The sequence below is a fragment of the Micromonospora sp. NPDC023633 genome, assembly GCF_040640035.1.
Taxonomy (GTDB): Bacteria; Actinomycetota; Actinomycetes; order Mycobacteriales; family Micromonosporaceae; genus Micromonospora.
In genome coordinates this window covers 1-20,013 of sequence record NZ_JBFABB010000121.1, presented here as the reverse complement: position 1 = coordinate 20,013, position 20,013 = coordinate 1, and the positions used below count along the sequence as shown (strand labels likewise).

The following is a 20,013-nucleotide window of genomic DNA, read 5'->3' as shown; positions in this document are numbered from 1 at the left end:
CACCCCACGCGGCAGCGCGACCGCGGCCGACCGGGGCGGTACGGACACCGGCATCCACGAAACCGCACGCCCGATCGGTCGGGGCTCTGCGCACCACGTCCCGGGCGGCGCGGGCCCGGACCTCGTCGCCGCGGCGGAGCGTGCCGCCGGGCTCGACCTGCCGGCCGAGGTGCCGGTGCCGGAGTCCTTCCTGCAGACCAGCGGGACCACCGGCACCCCGAAGCTGGTGCACCACCGGGAGAGCTTCTACAGCCAGATCCTCGCCCTGGCCGCCGACTTCCGCGCGGCCGGGTACCCGCCGCTGCGGCACCTGTCGCACTCGCCGATGTGGCTGGCCAGCGGCCAGATCACCACGCTGTTCAACCTCTTCACCGGCGGGGTGCTGTTCCCGCGCGACGGCTGGGACGCGGCCCGGTTCATCGACACCGTCGACCGGGAGCGGATCAACTCGACCTTCGTCACCCCGCCGATGCTCTACGAGGTGCTCGACCACCCTGCCCTGGTCCGCGCGGACTTCTCCGCCATGTTCATGTTCAACGTGGGCGCCGGCCCCGCCGCGCCCGCCCGCCTGCGCCAGGCCATCGCCCGCTTCGGCCCGGTGCTGCGCATCGTGTACGGCCTCAGCGAGGCCGTCGTGGTCACCGCCCTGCCGGGGCTGACCGACGACCCGGAGCACCCGGAGCGGCTGCGCTCCTGCGGCCGGCCGTACGGCGACGTGCGCGTCGAGATCCGCGCCGAGGACGGCACCGTGCTGCCCCCTGGCTCCGACGGCGAGGTGTGGGTGCACACCGACCTGCGCTTCGCCGGCTACCACGGCCAGCCCGAGCTGACCGCCGAGACGCTGGTCGACGGCTGGGTCCGCACCCGCGACGTCGGGCACCTCGACGCCGACGGCTACCTCTACCTCGTCGACCGGTTGCAGGACCGGATCCTCACCCGGCGGCGCAGCTGGCCGATCCATTCCCGCCCGATCGAGGACGTCCTGGCCGGGCACCCGCAGGTGCGGGCGGCGGCCGTGATCGGCGTGCCGGACGAGGCGGCCGGCGAACTGCCGTACGCCTACGTCGTGCCGGCGCCCGGCGCGACGGTGACCGCCGGGGAGCTGATCGACCTGGTCACCGCCGAGCTGAGCGACACCTGGGCGCCGGGCGGAGTGCAGTTCGTCGACCGGCTGCCGCTCAACCGCTCCGCCAAGGTGGACAAGCGCGCGCTGCGGGCCCGCTACGCCGCGGACCACCCGTCGTCGGTCGAGCACCCGGAGGCGTCGATCGGCAGCCTGGCGTGACCCCCCGGCGGGAGCTGACCGTCCTGGTCGCCGCCGACCTGGTCTCCAACCTCGGCAGCCGGATCTCGGTGGTGGCCATCCCCTGGCTGGTGCTGGAGACCACCGGCAGCCCGGCCAAGATGGGCGCGGTGGCCGCCGCCGAGACGCTGCCCTACCTGCTCTCCAGCGCCCTGGGCACGCCCTGGGCGGACCGGATCGGGCTGCGCCGCACCTCGATCCTGGCCGACGCCGGCAGCGCCGGGCTGATGGTGGCGGTGGCCCTCACCCCCTGGCTCGGCTTCGGCGCGCTGCTCGCCCTGGTCGCCCTGGTGGGCGCGCTGCGGGGCGTCGGCGACCGGGTCAAGCACGTGATGTTCCGCCCGGCCGCCGAGGCCGCCGGGGTCCGGCTGATCCGGCTGACCTCCGTCTACGACGGCCTCGGCCGGCTGGTCACCCTGCTCGGCGCGGGGCTGGGCGGGCTGCTCGTCTGGTGGTTCGGGGTGACGCAGGCGATCCTCATCGACGCCGCGAGCTTCGCCGCCTGCGCCCTGCTGGTCGGCCTGCTGGTCCGGCCGCCGGCCGCCCCGGCGGGACCGGCGGCGCCGGAGGGATACCTGCGCGCGCTCGCGGGCGGGTTCCGCCACCTGGGCCGCGACCGGATGCTGCTGACCATGCTGCTGGTCATCTCGGCGCTGAACATGGTGGTCAACGCGAGCATCGCGGTCTACATCCCGCTCTGGGTGGCCGACGTGCTGCGCAGCCCCGCCGGGCTGGGCCTGGTGCTCGGGGCGTTCTCGGCCGGCGCGTTGCTGGGCAACCTGCTCTTCACGGCGTGCGGTCCCCGGCTGCCCCGGTACCTGACCTTCGTGGTCGGTGCGGCGCTCAGCGGCGCCCCGCGGCTGCTGGTCCTCGCGCTGAGCGAGGAGCTGGCGGTGTGCTCGCGGTGACGTTCGTGTCCGGCATCGGGATCGCGGCGGTGAACCCGCTGCTCGGGGTGGCGATCTACGAGCGGGTGCCGCCCGAGTTGCAGACCCGGGTGATCGGGCTGGCCGGGTCGCTGGCGTTCGCGGGCCTGCCGCTGGGCGCGCTGCTGGGCGGCTGGTCGGCGACGGCGTTCGGCCTCGTCGCCGCCCTGCTGGCCATGGCGGCGTTCTGCCTCGTCGTCACCCTGCTGCCGCTCCTGCCCGGCCTGCGCCCCCGGCCCACGATCGCGCCGGCCGAGCGGGCGCCGGGTGTCGTGGGGCGGGCGTAGGGTCGGGGCATGGCCACGTGGGAGGACGTCCGCCGGATCGCGCTGGCTCTGCCGGAGGCGAGCGAGCACCCGTCCTACCAGGGGGCGCCGGCGTGGAAGGTCCGCGACAGGGCCTTCGTCTGGGAGCGGCCGCTGCGCCGCGCCGACCTCGACGCCCTCGGCGACGCCGCGCCGGACGGGCCGGTCCTCGGCGTGCGGGTGCCGGACCTGGGCGCGAAGGAGGCGCTGCTCGCCGACGACCCCGTCGTCTACTTCACCACCGCGCACTTCGACGGCTACCCCGCGGTCCTGGTCCGGCTGGACCGGATCGACCCCGACGAGCTGGCCGAGCTCATCGTCGAGGCGTGGCAGGACCGGGCACCGAAGCGGCTCGCGGCGGCGTACCGGGCGGGGCGGCAGGCGTAGCCCGGGCGGGGCGACGTCAACCCGGCAGCGCCGCCGCGACGGCCTCCTGCGGGGTGGACACGTGCGACAGGCCGGCGACGGGGGCGCCGGTGGCGTCGAGGATCCGCCAGCCGCCGAGCACCACCACCGGGATGCCGCCGCGCCGCATGGCCAGGGCCACCTCGGAGAGCGTCCCCCAGGAGCCGCCGACCGCGATCACCGCGTCGGCGCTCCAGACCAGGATCGCGTTGCGTGCCTGCCCCATGTTGGTGACGACCGTGGCCGACACGTCGGCCGCCGGGCCGGGCGCGGTGCCGTCGTCGGGGCGTACGCCGATGACCAGGCCGGCGCGGGAACGGGCGCCGGCGGCGACGGCGGACATCACCCCGCCGCCGCCTCCGCAGAGCACGGTCGCGCCCCGCTCGGCGAGCAGCTCGCCCACCCGGCGGGCGTGCGCCAGCTCGGCGTCCGACGCGGTCGCCGGCCCGCACACCGCCACCTGCACCATGTCGCCATGATGCCCGACGCGACGTGGCTCCCCGGCGGATGCCGCCGGGGAGCCACGAGGTGGTCGGGTCAGAAGACGGAGACGCCGTAGCGGCTGAGCGCCTCGGTGACCGGCTGGAAGAAGGTGGTGCCGCCGGTACGGCAGTTGCCGCTGCCGCCGGAGGTCAGCCCGAGGGCGGTGCTGCCCGAGTAGAGCGGGCCGCCGCTGTCGCCGGGCTCGGCGCAGACGTTGGTGGCGATCATGCCCCGGACGGTGCCCTCGGCGTAGCGGACGGTGGCGTTGAGGCCGGTCACCGTGCCGCTGTGGGTGCCGGTGGTGCTCCCCCGCCGGGTCACCTGCTGCCCGACGGACGCGTTCCCGGCGGCGGTGATGTCCTGCGAACCCACCGAGCCGTCGATGGCGACCGAGGTGTTGGTGTAGCGGACGATGCCGTAGTCGTTGCCCGGGAAGCTGGTGCCGGTGCGGTCGCCGAGCTTGGTGCTCTGTGTCGAGTTGGCGTACCAGGCGGAGACCGCGTCGGTGCAGTGCCCGGCGGTGAGGAAGTAGTAGGTGCTGCCGCTGCGCACGTTGAAGCCGAGCGAGCAGCGGTAGCCGCCGCCGTAGATGGCGTCGCCGCCGGAGATCCGCATGCTCAGCGTGCCGGCGAGCGGGGTGATCCGGGCCGTGCCGCCGGCCGCGGCCACCGCGGCGCGAATGCGCGCCACCTGGGCGGCGCCGACCGTGCTGTCCACGCCGACGACCACCTGGTTGCCGACCGGGTCCACCCAGAGGGCGGTGCCGGTGACGCCGAGGTCCACCCGGGACTGGGCGGCCTGGAGGGCGCTGGCGCTGTGGGTGACGAGGCGGGCGACGCCGCCGGCGGCGCGGACCGTGGCGGCGGCCTGCTCGTCGGTGACGGCGACGACGGTACGGCCCGACGCGGCGTCCAGGTAGGAGCCGGCGGTGCGGTCGGGACCGAGGCCGGCCGCGAGGCTGGCGGCCCGTTCGGCGGTCAGGGCGACGGGCGCGGCGTGGGCCGGTGACACGGCCACGGTGGCGCCGAGGAGAGCGACGGTGACGGCGGACATCACACCACGTCGAGTGAGTCTCACGCGTACCTCCCGGGGAGGGCTGGATCGGCTGTCTGCCGATCGATGGAGACATATTCACACTGGTCGACGCGCACGTAAAGGGTTCCGGGCGGGGCGTTCGGTCGCCGACGTACGCCTGCACGACGGCGCGGTGGGTCGGCTGCCACTCCTCGCACGGGGAGCGCACCAACGTCCACCTGGCGGAGGTGGCCCTGCCCGACGGGCCGCTGGCCGGGGCCGACCCGGTCGACTAGCGTGCGCTCATGCCATTGACGCTGACCGAAGCGACGGACCCGTTCTGCCTGCGCGACGGAGAGAGCGCGGCGCTGCTGCGCGACCACCCGTGGCGGCGCTTCGCGGTGCTGGGCGACAGCGTGGCCGAGGGGCTCTGCGAGCCCGTCGACGGCTACCCCGACGTGCAGTGGGCCGACCGGATCGCCGCCGAACTGCGGGCCGTCCGGCCGGAGCTGGCGTACCTGAACCTGGGGCTGCGGGGGCTGCGGGCGCACGAGGTACGCGCCGCCCAGCTCGCCCCGGCGCTGGCGTTCCGGCCCGACCTGGCGCTGGTGGTCTGCGGCGGCAACGACGCCTTCGGGCGGGGGTACGACGCGGACGCGGTCGACGCGGAGCTGACCGCGATGATCGAGGCGCTGCGCGCCGCCGGGGCGGACGTCATCACCGTCGGCATGTTCGACGTGTCGCTCAGCCCGGCCGTGCCGGAGCGGCACCGGGCCGGGCTGGGCGAGCGGATGCGGCGGCTCTCCGCGCACACCGGGGCCCTCGCGGAGCGCCTCGGCACGCTACACGTACGGCTCACCGACCACCCGCTCACCGCCGACCCGACGATGTACGGCAGCGACGGCCGGCACGGCAGCGCCCGCAGCGACGCGGTCGCCGCCGCCGAGACCGTCCGCCGCCTCGGCGCCCACCTCGCGAACACCCGACACCCCGGCTGACCGCACGGGCCAACGCCTGAGTATCCACCCGGCAGGACACCCCGCGCGTCCGGTACCAGGGCACACGCGGATGGTGCGGCGTGTCCGCCTGAACGGAACGCACGCCGGCGACCCCACCCCCGACCGTTATGATCATGCGGATGACCCCCGCGTGACGGGCGTCGATAGGATCCGTTGCGTGACGACGCCGCTACCCCGACCTGGCACGACGAGGACAGCAGCAGAGTTCGTCGCCCGACTGCGCGGGGTGAAGGCCTGGTCCCGGCTCTCGTACCGGGCGCTTGAGCGGCGGGCGCGGAAGGTCGGCGACCAGTTGCCGGCAAGCACCGTCGCGACCTCGCTCAATCGGGTCTCGCTGCCGTCGGAGGAGGTGGTCGCCGCCCTGGTGCGGGCCTGCGGCGGCGATCCGGCGGCCGTCCGGGAGTGGGTGGAGGCCCGCCGCGCCCTGGCCCTGCCCGACCACTTCGTGTCGGCCGTGGACACACCGGGACATGCGTCCGACCCGTCGGCCGAGCCGGAGCCGGCTCCCCCTGCGGCGGCACCCCCCGTCGCGCCGGGTCCGGGCAGGCACGGCGGCCTCCGTCCGGACGGGCCGGCCGCCCGGCAGGTGGCCCCCTGTCTGCTGCCCCCGGACCTGCCGTTGTTCGTCGGCCGGGACGGCGAGCTGTCCGAGACGCGTCGGCTGCTGGACCTGGCCGCGTCCGGGCCGGTGACCATGCTGGTCAGCGGGCCGGCCGGCGTCGGCAAGACCGCCTTCGCGGTACGCCTCGGGCACCTGCTCGCCGCGCGGTTCCCGGACGGTCAGCTCTACGTCGACCTGGGAGGATTTGGCGACGAGCCGCTGGAGCCGATCACGGTCCTCGGCGCCTTCCTGCGCGCGCTCGGCGTGCGCGGGGGTACGGTGCCCCCGGATCTGATGAGCCGGATCCATCTCTACCGCACCCTGCTGGCGCAGCGGCAGATGCTCATCATCCTGGACAACGCGGCGAACACCCGGCAGGTCACCGACCTGCTGCCGAACGGAGGCCGGTGCGCCGCCATCGTCACCAGCCGCACCACGCTGGCCGACCTGGGCAGCCGCCGCCTGCCCCTGGGCACCCTCGACCAGGACGCGGGGCTGGCGCTGCTGAGCGAGATGTTGGGTCGCGAGCGGGCCGCCGCCGAGCCCGACGCGGCCCGGTTCATCGTCCAGACCTGCGGCGGTCTGCCCCTCGCCGTGTGGGTGGCCGGGGCACGGCTGGCCGCCCGACCGCACTGGCCGCTGGCCAAGGTCGCCCAGGCGCTCGCCGACGAGCAGCGCAGGCTCGACGAGCTGGCCGTCGGGGACGTCGCCGTACGGGCCAGCCTCGAACTCACCTACCGGGGAATGACCCCGACGGCGCAGCAGGCCCTGCTGATGCTCAGTCTGTCGCCCGGGCCCGACTTCGCCGCGTGGACGCTGGCCGCACTGCTCGACACCACCCTCTCGGACGCGGAGGCCATCCTCGACGACCTGGTGGAGGTGCACCTGGTGGAGATCGGGGCGGTCGGTGCCAGCGGATTCCGCTACCGCCTGCACGACCTCGTGCGGCTACTCGGCCGGGAACTGCTGGAGCGGGAGGTTCCGCAGCGCAGCCGTACGGAGGCGCTCACCCGGCTGCTCGGCGCGAGCCTGCACCTGACCGACCTGACCGCGGACGCCCTAGGGGCGGACTTCCAGGGTGGCCCGCAGGCCCAACCGGTGTCCTGGCGGCTCCCGGCGACGGAGACCGACCAGTTCGTCGCCGACCCGGTGGCCTGGTTCGACGACGAGCGCCGCTTCCTCACCGCCCTGGTCGACCAGACGCTCCACGACGCCGAGACCGGGCCGGCCGTCGGGCTGGCCGCGGGGCTGGCCGCCGCGTTGACCACGTTCTTCCAGGTCCGCAGCCACTTCGACGAGTGGGAACGGCTCCAGAGTCAGGCGCTCAAGGCCGCCCTGCACGCCGCGGACCAGCGCAGCGCCGCCAAGCTCCACCGCTGCCTCGGCGAGCTCACCACCATCCTGGACCGGTACCCGGAGGCGCTGGAGCACTTCGAACAGGCCCTGCTGCTCGCCCACGGCCAGGATGCCGCCTTTCAGGCCAGCGCCACCGCCGGCCTGGCGTACGTGCACCGGCTGCTCGGCCGGTACGACTCGGCGGTGCGCCACTTCGAGGAGGCCGTCGAGTTGGCCCGGGCCGCCGGCAACGTGAACTGTCTCGTCTACGCCACCAACGGCATCGGCGTCATCGACCTGGAACAGGGGCGGGTCGACGCCGCCCGGCAACGGTTCGAGGAGTGCCTGGGAGTGAGCCGGGCCGCCGGCTACCGCCCCGGCGAGGCCCAGGCGTTGCGGTGCCTGGGGCAGAGCCACCGCGCCCAGGGCGCCTACCCGGTCGCCGCCGACTGCTTCCGACGGGCCGCCTCGATCAGCGAGGACCTCGGCGACCGGCTCACCGCGACCCATGCCACCTGCTGGCTCGGCGACGTCCTGGTCCGCCAGGGCGAGCACGGCGAGGGACGTCGGCTGCTGGCCCGGAGCCTGTGGACCTACCGCGAGTTCGGCAATCTGTGGGGCGAGGCGGCGGCGTCGTACGCGCTGGCGGAGGCGCAGCTTGCCGCCGGCCGCCCGGTGCAGGCCCGCCGGCGCGCGGAGGCCGCCGTGGATCTGTGGCGGCGAGTGGGCTCGAGGAGTTGGCTGGCCATCGGCCTCGACACCCTTGCCGAGGCGCACCGCCTGGCCGGGGACCCGGTCGCCTCGTCCCTCAGCCGCGACGAGGCGGCGGCGGTCCGGGCCGTCTCCCAGGTGTAGCCGGGTGGACAAAGGCACGCGGTGCGGGTAGCTCGTTCGCCCTGGGCGCGGATCGCGATCGGCCGCCGGCGCGATCCCCTGCCCGTCGACGCGACGGCGACAGGGCAGCCGCCTTCCCACTGATCCGGGGGGGGTGCGGGTCGGCTCGCGGCCGGGTCTCCTCATCCGAGCCTCATGGCCGGGCGAGCTGGTCCAGTGTCCGGGCGACGTTGTGCTCGACGATGGCGAGCATGCCGGCCCGATCGGGGAAGTCGCCGTCGAGCAGGCGCAACGGACCCGCCACCAGCGACAGGTGCGTCGCGAGCCGGTAGAGGCGCAGCCGGTGTCCGTCGAGACCGTCGACGGCCAGCCTCGGATAGGCGTCGCCGAAGCGTAGTTCGAGGAAGGCGTGCTCCCACTCCACGTCGAGGAACATCGCACCCTCGATGTCGACGAGCACCGGGCGGTCCCGCTCGTCCACGAGCACGTGATCCGGCCCGAGTTCACCGTGGATCAGGCCGTACCGGGAGCGGGGCGCCACGGCGGCGCAACGCTCGGCGAGGGCGTCGGCGAGGCGCTGCCGTACGGCGGCGATCCGCTCCACCCGGGCGGCAGCCTCGGTCAGGTCCCGCAGCGCCCGGTCGAGCACGATCCGCTCCACCGACCGGCCGGGCGTCGGGCCGTGCGACCCCGGCCGGCCGTACCGGTCGCGACGGCGGGCATGCATGCTCCGGACGGCGTCACCGAGCCGGGCCAGCACCACCTCGGCCCGTCGCGGGTCGCGCTCCCGCAGGTGCTGGAGGGTGCCGCCCCGGACGTCCTCCACCACCGCCACCTCGCCGGGCAGGAGGCCCGCGGTGGGGGCGAGCAGCAGCCGGGGCACCCGCACCCCGGCGGCGGTGAGCTCCCGGTGCGCCGCGGCGAACAGGCCGGCCCCGGTGGCGTGCCCGAACGGGTCGTCGCGTTCCGGTGCCGCCCGCGCCGGCCAGTAGTCCTCCGCCGGATGCCACACGTAGGCGACGCCGGTGGACCCGTCGTCCAGAGTCAGCCGGTAGACGCCCTTCTTCGTGCCGCCGGCCAACCGCTCGGCCGACACCGGCACCCGCCGGTCCCCGAACGCCGCCCGCGCCGCCGCCCGCAGCTCGCCGACCGCCAACCCCACCCGCGCCCCACCCACCCGAAGATCCTCCCCCACCCCGCCCCTCCGCCTCCCCTCGACGTGGATCATGCAGTTGTGGTGCCGGGCTCACCCCTTCTTGTCCGATGTGCACCCCACCACAACTGCATGATCGACGCGTCAGAGGGCCGGGCCGGGCGGGGCCGGGTGGGGTGGGGTGGGGGTGGGGGGGTCAGGGAGTTACCAGGAGGCCCGAGAGGAGGACGCCGCGGGCCAGGTTGAGCACGCCGTCGCAGCCGGGGAAGCCGGTGCGGATGCAGGCGCCGGCGGCCCGGCGGCCGAACAGGTACGGGGCGATGCTGTACGGCACCTCGGCGCTGACCGTCTCGCCGGTCCCGATCCGCACGAAGTCCAGCGGCACGTCGTCGGCCTGCACGTACTCCTGGAGGATGAAGCCGCCCCGCCCGACGGCCCGGGTCAGGCCGTCCCGCCACGTCTCCGCGTCGGTCTCCCGGCCGATCAGCACGTCGACCCCGGCGGAGCCGTCGGCCGGCTTCGCCACCAGGCCCACCCGGTCGGCCACCGCCCGGTCGAGCAGTTCCGCCGTCAGCGACCAGGTACGCGGCACGTGCCGGTGCACCAGGTCCCGGTCGGCGGCCGGCAGCGTGTCGGCATCCTCCCAGAGCCAGGCGAAGGCGCGCTTGTTGGCGATCAGCCAGGCCGCCGCCGACACCCACATCGGCACCGTGCCCGCCGCCAGCGCCGCCTCCAGGGCGTCCATCCCGGCGCTCGGGGTGACCCGGTTGGGCACGAAGAGCCGGAACACCCCGTCGACCGGGGCGCCGCCGGCCACCAGCCGCTTCCGGTCGTCCAGCGTGACCTGGGAGACCGGCGCGATGACCAGGTCCAGGCCGCACGCGGTGGCCCGCTCGACCACCGGCGACAGCAGCCGGATGAACCGCTGCGGGTCGTCGAGTCCCGGGTACTCGGAGTCGAAGTCGACAAGCATCGCGACCCGGGCGCCCTCGGGCAGGCCGAGCCCGGCGCGGATCGCGGCGAACCGCCGGTCCACCGCCGAGGGCGCCGCCGCCAGGCGGACCCGGTCGGTGAGGCCGCGCCGCCGGTAGAGCTCGACGAAGCGGCGCACCGTGGTGTCCGCGTCGAACGCCCCGCCGAGGCTGCTGTCGATGTTGTACTCGACGAAGCGGGGCACCCCGTCGCAGAGCAGCACGTCCGGCCGGAACGCGGCCAGCAGCGCCTCGGTCAGCGGCTCGTCGTCGTCGAGCAGCCGGGTCTCGCCGTCCGGCACGTTCAGCAGCCGGCGCAGCTCCCCCGCCGTGCCGGCCCGCCGCCGGCACGCCTCGAAGATGAGCTGCGCGAGCCGGTCGGAGACGGCGTTGAGCACGCCCAGCGAAATCTCGTCCATCACCGGCGGCCGGGCCAGCCGCCACTGCTCGTTGTACGTGGCGCGGCCGTCGAAGACCTCCCGCCAGGACTCGGCCCCGGCGGCCACCATCTCGGCGCGCACCGGCGCGGGCAGGTCGAGCCACGCGCGCGCCGCGGCGGGCCAGCGGTAGTCGGCGTCGTTCATTCAACCGTCCTTCATGACGTGTCCGATGGCGGCCAGGAGTTGCTCGCGGCCGGGCTGCACGGCCCAGTCCAGCGCCGGGGCGAACGGCAGCACCGCGCCGTCGGGGCGGGTGACCCGGCGGGGCGGCGCGACCAGCCGCACCCGCTCGACCATGGTCGCGATGATCTCCCCGGCGATGCCGCAGGAGCGGTTGGAGTCGTCCACCACCACCAGCCGCCCGGTGCGCGCCACCGACTCGGCGAGCGCGTCCCAGTCGAACGGGTAGAGCGTGCGCGGGTCGAACACCTCCACCGACACCTGGTCGGCCAGCTCCTCGGCGACCGCGAGGGCGTCGTGCACCAGGTGCCCGACCGCGACCACGGTCACGTCGTCGCCGAAGCGGTGCACCCGGGCCCGGCCCAGCGGCACCGGCGCGAGCGCGGCGAGGTCGACGTCGTCGCGGACGTCCAGCGCCCCGGCGGGGGCGAAGACCACCACCGGGTCGTCGCACCGCACCGCCGACACCAGCAGCCCGTACGCGTCCGCCGGGGTGGCCGGCACCACCGTGGTCACCCCGACGTGGGCGAAGAGGCTGTACGGGTGGTCGGAGTGCTGCCCCGCCCAGCCCGTCCGGGAACCGGAGCCCGGCACCAGGTACGTGACCGGCACCGCGCACTGCCCGCCGGTCATCAGCGGGAACTTGTGCGCGTGGTTGACGATCTGCTCGAAGACCAGGAACAGCAGCGACGGGATCTGGAACTCGACCACCGGCCGCATCCCGGCCAGGGCAGCCCCCGTGGCGAAGCTGGTGAACGCCTGCTCCGACAGCGGGGTGTCGAGCACCCGCTCCGGGCCGAACCGCTTGACCAGCCCGGCGGTGACGTTCGAGGCGGCCACCCGGATGTCCTCGCCGAGCAGGAACACCGACTCGTCGCGGGCCAGTTCGTCGGCGAGCGCCCGGGTGAGCGCCTTGCGGTAGGACAGTCTGGGCATTTACCCACCTCCGGTGCGGGCGGTCAGGCCGCTGGCGTACAGGTGCGCCAAGGCGTCGGCCGGATCCGGCTCGGCGCCGGCGAGGGCGAACTCGACGGCCGCTTCCAGCGTGGCCTCCACCTCGGCATCGACCTCCGCCCGGTCGGCGGCGGAGAGCCGCCCGCCCTGGATGTCCACCGGGTCGCGGGAGCGGCCCCGGGCCACCTCGCCGGGCGGGCGGTAGTCGAGGCGTACCGCGTGCTCGAAGGTGTGGTGGGCGTCGAACCGGTAGGTCCGCGCCTCGATCAGCTCGGGGCCACCGCCGGCACGCATCCGGTCGACGGCGGCGGTCGCGGCGTCGCGTACCGCCTCGGGGTCCTGACCGTCCACGACGGCGGCCGGGATGCCGAAGGCCGCGGCCCGGCCGGGGATGCTGCCGGCGACCGCGCCCGCGACGGGCATGGTGGTGGCGTAGCCGTTGTTCTCGCACACGAACAGCACCGGCACCCGCCACAGCGCGGCCAGGTTGAACGCCTCCAGCAGCATCCCCTCGTTGACCGCGCCGTCGCCGAAGAAGCTCACCCCGACGACGTCGTCGCCGCGCCGGCGGCGCGCCCACACCGCCCCGGTGATGATCGCCCCGGACGCGCCGACGATGGCGTTGGCGCCGAGCACGCCGACGCCGAAGTCGGCGGCGTGCATCGACCCGCCCCGGCCGGCGTTGAGGCCGGTGACCCGGCCGCACAGCTCGGCCATCATCCGGGCCGGGTCCGCGCCCTTGGCGAGCACGTGCCCGTGCCCTCGGTGGGTGCCGGCGAGCACGTCGTCGGCGCGCAGCGCGGCGCAGACCCCGGCGGCGATCCCCTCCTGCCCGAGGTACGGGTGGATGCCCCCGACGACGTGCCCGGAGCGGACCAGCTCGATGGCCCGCTCCTCGAACCGGCGGATCAGCCGGACCGTCCGGTAGAGCCGGACCGGGTCGGTGCCGGTCACCGGTCGCGCCCCTCCTTGACGGCGGCGAGGATGTCGTCCCAGAGCCGGGCGCGGGCGGCGAGCGCGGTGTTGACGGTGTCCGCGCACTCCTGCCACTTCGCGTCGTCGTCGCCGCACAGGTCGGCGAGCATCTGCATCGCCATCGGGGTGTGCTGCTCGCCGTCGACCTCGATGTGCCGCTCCAGGTAGTCGACGAACGTGTGCAGCCTGCGGCTGCGCTCGTTGACGGCGACGACCTGGGTGAACATGTCGGGGATCAGGTCCTCCCGGCCGAAGGCGAAGGCGGCGGCCTGGCAGTGCACCGGGGTCGCCTCGATGATCCGCCAGGTGGTGCCGGCGAACGCGGCCGACGGCCCGGGCACCCCGGCGTCGACCAGCGACTCGGCCACCGGCCGGCCCGCCCGCAGCAGGTCGATCAGCTTCTCCACCGCCGTGGTGTCGGCGCCGGCCTCCCGCATGCCCCGCACGTACAGCTCGAAGTGGCTGATGTAGCCCTCGCCCAGCTCGTCGCTCTCCTCCACCATGACGATGTCGTTGATCAGGCGGCGGCTGCCCGTCGGCCCGGTCGGGATCCACGGCACGGTGACGCAGGTGAGCTGCCGCTGCAACGACGTCAGCAGGGACATGAAGTCCCAGACGGCGAAGACGTGGTGCTCCATGAAGGTGACCAGCGCCTCGTGGGTGTCGAGGCTGGCGTAGAGCGGATGCCGCACGACCGCCTCGCGGCGCTCGCTCACCGCCTTCTCCAGCCGCTCGATCCCCGGGTGCGTCCCACCCCAGTCGTATCGCGACATGTCAGCCTCCCTGCGCGGCGCGGTGGCGCCAGATGACCGGGCAGTACTCGGGGTCCGCGTAGTCCGGCCGCCCGTCGTGGGTGCGGCGGACCAGCACGTCGTGGTTGTACGCGGCGAGGGTGCCGTCGGAGAGGCGATACTCCCGCCAGGCGTTGTCGCCGTCCTGCAGGTGCAGCGAGACCGCCCGGCGCGGGCGGCCGCTGACGTTGGCGCCGCTGCCGTGGTAGGTGCGGCAGTGGTGGAAGCTCATGTGTCCCTTGGGGATCACCATCGGCACCTTGCGGATCCGCACGCCGTTGTGGGCCGCGTTCTCGGCGAGCATGTCCTCCAGCTGGTCGCGGTCGCGGTCGGCGAAGTGGCGCACCACCGTGTCGTCGGCGCCGATTTCCTCCCAGCGGTGCGAGCCGTCGACCATGGTGATCGTGCCCATTTCCTCGCCGCAGTCGTGGAACGGGATGAACGCGGTGAGCATGTTCTCCGACGACGAGGACGCCCAGTAGTGCTTGTCGAAGTGCCAGGGCACGATGTTCGACGGCTCCCCGGAGACCGGCGGCTTGTAGATCAACGTGGACTGGAAGACGCGGATCTCGGTGGCCCGCGCGAGCCGCGCGGCGACCGCGCCGATCAGCGGCTTGCGCAGGATCGACCCGAGCCCCTCGTGCTCGTGGTGGACGTAGTCGTTGTGCCGCTGTACCGGGCCCTTCGACGGGTCCCAGTAGGCGAGCCGCGCCGGGCGCACCGGCAGGCGGCGGTCCCGCTCGCCGTCGTAGTAGCGGTCGGCGGCCGCCGCAAGGGCGTCCACCTCGTCGTCGGTCAGCAGCTTCTTCGACAGGTACCAGCCGTGCTCGGCGTAGAACGCCACGTCCTCGTCGGAGGGCAGCAGCGCCTCCTCCTGGACGGTCAGTGCCGGCTCGAACTCGGTCGCGGTCACGCCCGCACCTCCTGCGGTGTCGGGGCCGCGGCGGTGGCTCCCGCCGCGGCCAGTTCCCGTTCCTTGGCCTCGTAGAGCGCCTTGATGTTGCCGCTGCCGAAGGTCCGCGCCCCGCGCCGCTCGATCAGCTCCAGGAAGAGCGTGCGGCGCACGTGCATGGACTCGGTGAAGATCTGCAGCAGCTGCCCGCCGTGGTCGCGGTCGACGAGCACGCCGAGGTCACGCAGCCGGTCCAGCGGCGCGTCCACCGGGCCGACCCGCCCCTCCAGGGCGTCGTAGTAGCTGGCCGGGGTGCCGGCGAAGCGCACGCCCCGCTCGGCGAGGACCGTGACCGCGGTGACGATGTCGTCGGTGCGCAGCCCCAGGTGCTGCACCCCGGCGCCCACGTGCTGGTCGAGGAAGGCGTCGAGCTGCCCCGGCCGGCGGGAGCGGTCCGGCTCCAGCAGCACCAGGGTGACCCGCCCCGACGGGCTCTGCACCACGGTGGAGTTCATCGCCTGCCCGGCGACCTCCACGTGCTCGGCGAAGATCTCCGCGAACCCGAACACGTCCCGGTAGTACCGGACGGTCTCGTCGAGCTGCCCCGGTGGCACGCAGACCGCCAGGTGGTCGATCTCGGCGAGCAGCTTTCCGCCGCCGTCGGGAGGCGTCATGTCGACCGCCCCGGGCAGGAACTCGCCCGGGTCGCCGCGCCGGGACACGAGGCGGTGCAGCACGTCGCCGAAGCCGCCCACCTCGGCGGTCACCACCTCGGCGTCCGCGCCGGTGTGGGTGGTCGGGGGCGTCACCCCCGCCGCGCCCCGGCGCACCAGCTCGGCGTACGCGCCGGCGGCGTCGTCGACCTCCAGCGCGACCACGGCCACGCCGTCGCCGTGCCGCTGCACGTACCGCGCCGCAGGGTGCTCGGCGGTGAGCCCGGTGGTGAGCACGATCCGGACGTCGCCCTGGCACAGCAGCAGCGACCGCTGGTCGGCCAGCCCGGTCTCGGGGCCGCCCTGGCCGCGCAGCTGGAAGCCGACCGCCCGGTCGAAGTAGAAGGCCGCCTGCCGGGCGTCGCCCACGAAGAGTTCGATGTGGTCTATCCCACGGATGTCCATGTCCTCAGCCCTTTCACGGTTCCCCGTGGTTGCCGCCCGGGCGCTGTCCGCCCGGGATGGTGCGTGGTCAGTCCCTCGGCCGGGCGGCCCGCGCGAGCAGCAGGCTCACGTTCTGCCCGCCGAAGCCGAAGGAGTTGGTCAGCGCGTATCCGGTGTCCGTCTTCCGCGGCTCGGCGCGGATGTGGTCGGCCGGGCAGGCCGGGTCCGGGTCGTCGAGGTTGTGCGTCGGCGGCAGCAGGCCCCGACCGAGCGCCAGCGCGGTGGCCGCCGCCTCCAGCGCCCCGGAGGCGCCGAGCAGGTGGCCGGTGAGCGCCTTGGTGGAGCTGACCGGCACGCCGCCGTCGCCGAACACCTCGGCCAGCGCGGTGGTCTCGGCGATGTCGCCGAGCTTGGTGCCGGTGCCGTGCGCGTTGACGTAGCCGACCCGTGCGGCGGGCACGCCGCCGCTGGCCAGCGCGCGCCGCATGCACTCCGCCGCGCCGGCGCCGTCGGGTCGCGGGGCGGTCGGGTGGTACGCGTCGGTGTTCACCCCGTACCCGGCGACCTCGGCGTAGCCGGCGACGCCCCGGGCGGCGGCGTGCTCGGCGCGTTCCAGCACCAGCAGGGCCGTGCCCTCGGCGAGGACGAACCCGTTGCGGCGGGCGTCGAAGGGCCGGCTCGCCGCCGTCGGGTCGGCCCAGCCCCGGGCGAGCGCCCGGGCGTTGCCGAAGGTGTCGGAGAAGGTCGGGAACAACGGCGCCTCGCTGGCCCCGCAGAGCACCACGTCGGCCTCCCCGGCGCGGATCAGCCGCAGCGCGTCGGCGATCGACTGGGCGCCGGAGGCGCAGGCGGTGCCGACGGAGGAGGTGTAGCCGCGGATGCCGTACCGGATGGCGATCCGGGCCGACGGCATGTTCGGCAGGATGCCGGTGAGCAGGTAGGGGCTGACCGCCGCCCGGCCTCGCTCGGCGCGGGCCAGCACCTGCGCCTCCAGGGTGGACATCCCGCCGACGCCGCCGACGATCACCCCGATCCGGCCCGGGTCCACGTCCCGGCCCACCTCGATGCCGGCGTCGGTGAGCGCGTCGGCGGCGGCGAGCAGGGCGAGCACCACGACCCGGTCCAACACCCTGGTCTCCGGCCCGGAGGCCACGGTGCGCGGGTCGATGTCCGGCAGCACGCCGGCCACCTCCAGCGACCCGGCCGCCGGGTGCCCGGCCGGCGGCCGGGTCAGCCCGGACCGGCCGGCGCAGAGCGCGTCGAAGGTGGCGTCGACGCCCCGCCCGACGGGGGTGAACAGCCCCATCCCGGTGATGACGGCCGTCATGACGGCGACTCGGTGAGGTACCGCTCCCGCAGGGCCACCTTGCGCACCTTGCCGGTGACGGTGACCGGGATGTCGGCGGAGCGGACCGGCACGACCCGGCGCAGGGTCGCACCGACGTCGGGGCCGAGCGCGGCCCGGACCCGGTCGGTGCGGTCCTCGGCGGGGTCGGCGCCGGCGGCGAGTTCCAGCAGCACGTCGGTGACCACCCCGCCGGCCCCGGAGGTGATCACCACGGTGCAGTCGGTGACGTCCGGGCAGGCGGCGAGGACCCGTTCCTCGGACAGCGCGGTGTAGAACCGCCGCCCGTTTCCGGCGTCGACCGCGTCGACGGCCCGGTCCAGGTGGTAGTAGCGGCCCTCGTCGTCGGCGTACACCAGGTCTCCGGTGAGGTACCAGCCGCGCTGCCGGGACCGGTACGTGGTGGCCGAGTCGTTCCAGTAGCCGCGGAACAGCGACGGCGAGTCGATGCCGAGCCAGCCCACCTCGCCGGTCGGCACCGGCTCGCCCCCGGCGTCGAGCACGGCGACCCTCGCGAACCGGTAGGGCCGCCCGACGCAGCGGCCGTACCGGTCGGTGTCGACGCGGTGGGTGATGTGGAACATCGAGTGGCCCATCTCGCTGGAGCCGAGCCCGTCGATGAAGACCGAGCCGGGCACCCGGGTGATCCCGTCGCGGGTCACCACGTCGCGGGAGCCGACCGCGACCAGCCGGCGCACGTGCGGCTCGTGCGAGCAGTCGCCGGTGTTGAACCACAGCGACACCGAGTCCAGGTCGTACGCGGTCAGGTCGAAGCGGGCCAGCTCCGCCCAGGTCACGGAGAAGCCGAACACCCCGTCGGGACGCCAGCGCTGGATCGCCTCCAGCACCCGCTCCCCGCCCTGGTCGGAGAGCAGGAGCATCTCGGCGGAGTTGCCGAGGGCCTGGTTGACCATGAGCACGGTGGCGGTGTGCGGGGCGGGCAGCGCGTTGAGGATACGGCGGGTGCCCTGCGCCTGCGGCATGGCGAGCAGGTGCCGGGTGGCGGCGAAGAGGCTCGCGTGCGAGTGCAGCACCGCCTTGGGCACCCCCGTGGTGCCGGAGGTGTGGGTGATGACGACCGGGTCGTCGGCGTGGTGCCGGTAGTGCTCCGGCGCGGCGGCCGGGTCGCCGGTGCCGGCCTCGGCGGGCGTGCCGAGCACCGGGACGCCGAGGTCGTGGCCGGCGAGCAGGGCACCGTGCGCGTCGTCGGCGAGCACGCCGACGCCGCGCAGCCGGCGGACGTACTCGGCGGCGATCTCGGGGCGCAGTCTGCCGTTCATCAGCGCCGGGATCGCCCCGAGCCGGGTCAACGCGAGGAAGCTGAGCACCATGTCGGCGGCGGCGGTGGCCCAGACCGCGACCGGGTCGCGGGGCCCGATCCCCCGCTCGTGCAGCCAGGCGGCGCGAGCGGCGACCCGCTCGTCGAGCCGGCCCAGGGTGAGCGGCCGGTCGGCCGGGTGGCCGTCCACGGCGGTGTCGAAGGTGAGGCCCGGCCCCTGCGGGTCGGCGCCGTGCGCCAGCACCCGGGCCAGCACGTTGCCGGCGCCGATCCGCTCGTCGGCGGCCAGCACCCCCCGCAGTCCCCTGTTGCTCATGGCGCGTCTCCTCCCCCCAGCAGCACCGCGACGGCGGTGGTTCCGGCTGCCCCGCCCGGGACTCCGGCCGGACGGCCCGCGCCGTCGTCGTCGGGTGCCTGTTCGATCAGGACCAGCAACGCCCGGTCGGCGTCGCCGTCGTGCAGCAGCAGCTCGGCCTCGGCGGTGCCCTCGGCGCGCGGGTCGCCGGCCGGCGCGAGGCAGACCACCGGCCCGCCCAGCCCCCAGCGGGCGGCCACGTGCCCGGCCACGCTGTTGGGCACCGACTGGAAGAAGAACAGCGGCCCGGGTCGGCCGCCGCCGGCGACCGTGACCCGCACGTGCGCCGCGCTGGCCCGGTCCCCGGCCGCGCTGACGAGCACGACCGCGGTCCGTTCGCCGCCGGGGGCCGGCCGCTGGCCGTATGCCCGGGTCAGGCAGCGCTCGGCGACCGCCGCGACCAGGGGCGGGAAGCTGGAGTGCACGTACCCGGGCACCGGCGGCGGCGCCGCGTCGCCCGGCTCGGGCCAGGCCGCCTCGGCCAGCACGGTGAGGCGGCCGGTGGTCCCGCTCATGCCGCACCTACCAGCAGCGCCGTGTTGGCGCCGCCGAAGGCGGCGTTGAGGCTCAGCGCGTACCCGGTGGCGGCGGGCCGGGGCGCGTCGCGCACGACGTCCAGCGGGCAGGCCGGGTCGGGGCCGAGCCAGCCGGCGTTGACGGGCAGTTTCCCGTGCCGCAGGGCGAGCACGGTCACCACCAGTTCCAGCAGGCCGGAGGCCTCCAGGGCGTGCCCGTGCAGCGCCTTGGTGGAGCTGACGGGAACGTGTGCCGCCGCCGCGCCGAGCGCGGTGCGCAGCGCCGCCGCCTCGGCGGCGTCGCTGTGGCCGGTGCCGGTGGCGTTGGCGTTGACGTACCCGATCGCCTCCGCCGGGAGCCCGGCCCGGCGCAGCGCCGCGGTGACCGCGCGGGCCAGGCCGCGCCCGCCCGGCTCCGGCTGGCAGGGGTGGAAGGCGTCCCCGGCCCGGCCCCAGCCGAGCAGGTCGGCGACCGTCCCCCGGGCGACGTCCCGCGACTCCAGCACCACCGCCGCGACGCCGTCGCCGAGCAGCAGGCCGGTGCGGCCGGCGCTGAACGGGCGCACCGCGCCGTCGGTGGCGAGGGCGCGACCGGCGTCGAAGAGCGCGTACTGGTCGGGCTCGACCAGGTAGCCGGCGGCCACCACCGCCCGGGCGACGTCGCCCCGGCGGATCAGGCCCGCGGCGTCGGCGACCGCGCTGCTGGCCGAGACGCAGGCGGTGGTGTACGCCCGGGCCGGGCCGGTGAGCCCCGTCCGGGCGGCCAGCGCGGTGGGTCCACTTGCCGTCCTTGCTCTTCCGGTTGCTGTCCTTGCTTTCCCGGCCGAGGACCGCCGACGGC

17 protein-coding genes and 1 pseudogene are annotated in these 20,013 nt (G+C 75.2%); 5 read left to right on the top strand and 13 right to left on the bottom strand.

What is annotated here, in order from left to right; genetic code table 11:
- The 3 genes and pseudogenes from AB0G13_RS28070 to AB0G13_RS28060 all read left to right on the top strand — a co-directional run.
- Positions 1–1,285: AMP-binding protein (locus AB0G13_RS28070; protein WP_357880416.1), on the top strand; the 1,285-nt coding region annotated here is incomplete at its 5' end.
- Positions 1,282–2,516 (top strand): annotated as a pseudogene (locus AB0G13_RS28065) (MFS transporter). The gene AB0G13_RS28070 and the pseudogene AB0G13_RS28065, both read left to right, overlap by 4 nt.
- A 9-nt stretch (positions 2,517–2,525) precedes the next feature.
- Positions 2,526–2,921 carry an MmcQ/YjbR family DNA-binding protein gene (locus AB0G13_RS28060; RefSeq protein WP_357880413.1) on the top strand — a complete coding sequence of 132 codons (396 nt, stop codon included), beginning with the start codon at positions 2,526–2,528 and terminating at the stop codon, positions 2,919–2,921.
- Between the two features lie 16 nt (positions 2,922–2,937).
- On the opposite strand, the gene AB0G13_RS28055 is transcribed toward AB0G13_RS28060, so the two are convergent.
- Positions 2,938–3,408 carry a dethiobiotin synthetase gene (locus AB0G13_RS28055; protein ID WP_357880410.1) on the bottom strand — a complete coding sequence of 157 codons (471 nt, stop codon included), beginning with the start codon at positions 3,406–3,408 and terminating at the stop codon, positions 2,938–2,940.
- 68 nt (positions 3,409–3,476) lie between these two features.
- Complete coding sequence (locus AB0G13_RS28050; protein WP_357880407.1) at positions 3,477–4,475, bottom strand: trypsin-like serine protease; 999 nt, start codon at positions 4,473–4,475, stop codon at positions 3,477–3,479.
- Positions 4,476–4,741: 266 nt separating this feature from the next.
- On the opposite strand from AB0G13_RS28050, the gene AB0G13_RS28045 reads away from it, so the two are divergent.
- Together AB0G13_RS28045 and AB0G13_RS28040 are read left to right on the top strand one after the other, a co-directional pair.
- Complete coding sequence (locus tag AB0G13_RS28045; RefSeq protein ID WP_357880404.1) at positions 4,742–5,434, top strand: SGNH/GDSL hydrolase family protein; 693 nt, start codon at positions 4,742–4,744, stop codon at positions 5,432–5,434.
- Between the two features lie 178 nt (positions 5,435–5,612).
- Positions 5,613–8,246 (top strand): tetratricopeptide repeat protein, encoded by a 2,634-nt coding sequence (locus AB0G13_RS28040; protein ID WP_357880401.1) that lies wholly within the window; start codon positions 5,613–5,615, stop codon positions 8,244–8,246.
- A gap of 172 nt (positions 8,247–8,418) precedes the next feature.
- Here AB0G13_RS28040 and AB0G13_RS28035 read toward each other — a convergent pair whose 3' ends face one another.
- The 11 genes from AB0G13_RS28035 to AB0G13_RS27985 all read right to left on the bottom strand — a co-directional run.
- A complete protein-coding gene (locus AB0G13_RS28035; RefSeq protein ID WP_357880398.1) occupies positions 8,419–9,420 on the bottom strand; it encodes a phosphotransferase in 1,002 nt (333 codons plus the stop codon).
- A gap of 154 nt (positions 9,421–9,574) precedes the next feature.
- A complete protein-coding gene (locus AB0G13_RS28030; protein ID WP_357880395.1) occupies positions 9,575–10,933 on the bottom strand; it encodes a hypothetical protein in 1,359 nt (452 codons plus the stop codon).
- Positions 10,934–11,905 (bottom strand): transketolase C-terminal domain-containing protein, encoded by a 972-nt coding sequence (locus tag AB0G13_RS28025; protein ID WP_357880392.1) that lies wholly within the window; start codon positions 11,903–11,905, stop codon positions 10,934–10,936.
- Positions 11,906–12,877: a thiamine pyrophosphate-dependent dehydrogenase E1 component subunit alpha gene (locus AB0G13_RS28020; RefSeq protein WP_357880389.1), complete on the bottom strand. Its 972-nt coding sequence runs from the start codon at positions 12,875–12,877 to the stop codon at positions 11,906–11,908. It abuts the gene before it with no gap.
- The gene (locus tag AB0G13_RS28015) at positions 12,874–13,671 is read right to left on the bottom strand and encodes a DUF3050 domain-containing protein (protein WP_357880386.1); all 798 of its coding nucleotides are present in this window, start codon (positions 13,669–13,671) and stop codon (positions 12,874–12,876) included. The genes AB0G13_RS28020 and AB0G13_RS28015 overlap by 4 nt, the downstream gene beginning before the upstream one ends.
- A 1-nt stretch (position 13,672) precedes the next feature.
- A complete protein-coding gene (locus AB0G13_RS28010; RefSeq protein ID WP_357880383.1) occupies positions 13,673–14,602 on the bottom strand; it encodes a phytanoyl-CoA dioxygenase family protein in 930 nt (309 codons plus the stop codon).
- Positions 14,599–15,699, bottom strand: coding sequence for a 4-hydroxyphenylpyruvate dioxygenase (gene hppD, locus AB0G13_RS28005; RefSeq protein ID WP_357880380.1), 1,101 nt, complete (start codon positions 15,697–15,699; stop codon positions 14,599–14,601). Before hppD ends, AB0G13_RS28010 begins: the two co-directional genes overlap by 4 nt.
- Positions 15,700–15,766: 67 nt before the next feature.
- Complete coding sequence (locus tag AB0G13_RS28000) at positions 15,767–17,005, bottom strand: beta-ketoacyl-[acyl-carrier-protein] synthase family protein (protein WP_357880377.1); 1,239 nt, start codon at positions 17,003–17,005, stop codon at positions 15,767–15,769.
- A complete protein-coding gene (locus AB0G13_RS27995; protein WP_357880374.1) occupies positions 17,002–18,618 on the bottom strand; it encodes a class I adenylate-forming enzyme family protein in 1,617 nt (538 codons plus the stop codon). Before AB0G13_RS27995 ends, AB0G13_RS28000 begins: the two co-directional genes overlap by 4 nt.
- Complete coding sequence (locus AB0G13_RS27990) at positions 18,615–19,172, bottom strand: beta-ketoacyl synthase chain length factor (RefSeq protein WP_357880371.1); 558 nt, start codon at positions 19,170–19,172, stop codon at positions 18,615–18,617. Before AB0G13_RS27990 ends, AB0G13_RS27995 begins: the two co-directional genes overlap by 4 nt.
- Positions 19,169–20,013, bottom strand: an 845-nt coding sequence (locus AB0G13_RS27985) for a beta-ketoacyl synthase N-terminal-like domain-containing protein (RefSeq protein WP_357880368.1), incomplete at its 5' end; no start/stop codon positions are given. The genes AB0G13_RS27985 and AB0G13_RS27990, both read right to left, overlap by 4 nt.

Bases quoted from the DNA above. Each gene is read 5' to 3' on its own strand.
- AB0G13_RS28060 (WP_357880413.1), top strand. From the start codon at position 2,526: ATGGCCACGTGGGAGGACGTCCGCCGGATCGCGCTGGCTCTGCCGGAG.
- AB0G13_RS28055 (WP_357880410.1), bottom strand. From the start codon at position 3,408: ATGGTGCAGGTGGCGGTGTGCGGGCCGGCGACCGCGTCGGACGCCGAG.
- AB0G13_RS28050 (WP_357880407.1), bottom strand. From the start codon at position 4,475: ATGTCCGCCGTCACCGTCGCTCTCCTCGGCGCCACCGTGGCCGTGTCA.
- AB0G13_RS28045 (WP_357880404.1), top strand. From the start codon at position 4,742: ATGCCATTGACGCTGACCGAAGCGACGGACCCGTTCTGCCTGCGCGAC.
- AB0G13_RS28030 (WP_357880395.1), bottom strand. From the start codon at position 10,933: ATGAACGACGCCGACTACCGCTGGCCCGCCGCGGCGCGCGCGTGGCTC.
- AB0G13_RS28025 (WP_357880392.1), bottom strand. From the start codon at position 11,905: ATGCCCAGACTGTCCTACCGCAAGGCGCTCACCCGGGCGCTCGCCGAC.
- AB0G13_RS28015 (WP_357880386.1), bottom strand. From the start codon at position 13,671: ATGTCGCGATACGACTGGGGTGGGACGCACCCGGGGATCGAGCGGCTG.
- hppD (WP_357880380.1), bottom strand. From the start codon at position 15,699: ATGGACATCCGTGGGATAGACCACATCGAACTCTTCGTGGGCGACGCC.
- AB0G13_RS28000 (WP_357880377.1), bottom strand. From the start codon at position 17,005: ATGACGGCCGTCATCACCGGGATGGGGCTGTTCACCCCCGTCGGGCGG.
- AB0G13_RS27995 (WP_357880374.1), bottom strand. From the start codon at position 18,618: ATGAGCAACAGGGGACTGCGGGGGGTGCTGGCCGCCGACGAGCGGATC.
- AB0G13_RS27990 (WP_357880371.1), bottom strand. From the start codon at position 19,172: ATGAGCGGGACCACCGGCCGCCTCACCGTGCTGGCCGAGGCGGCCTGG.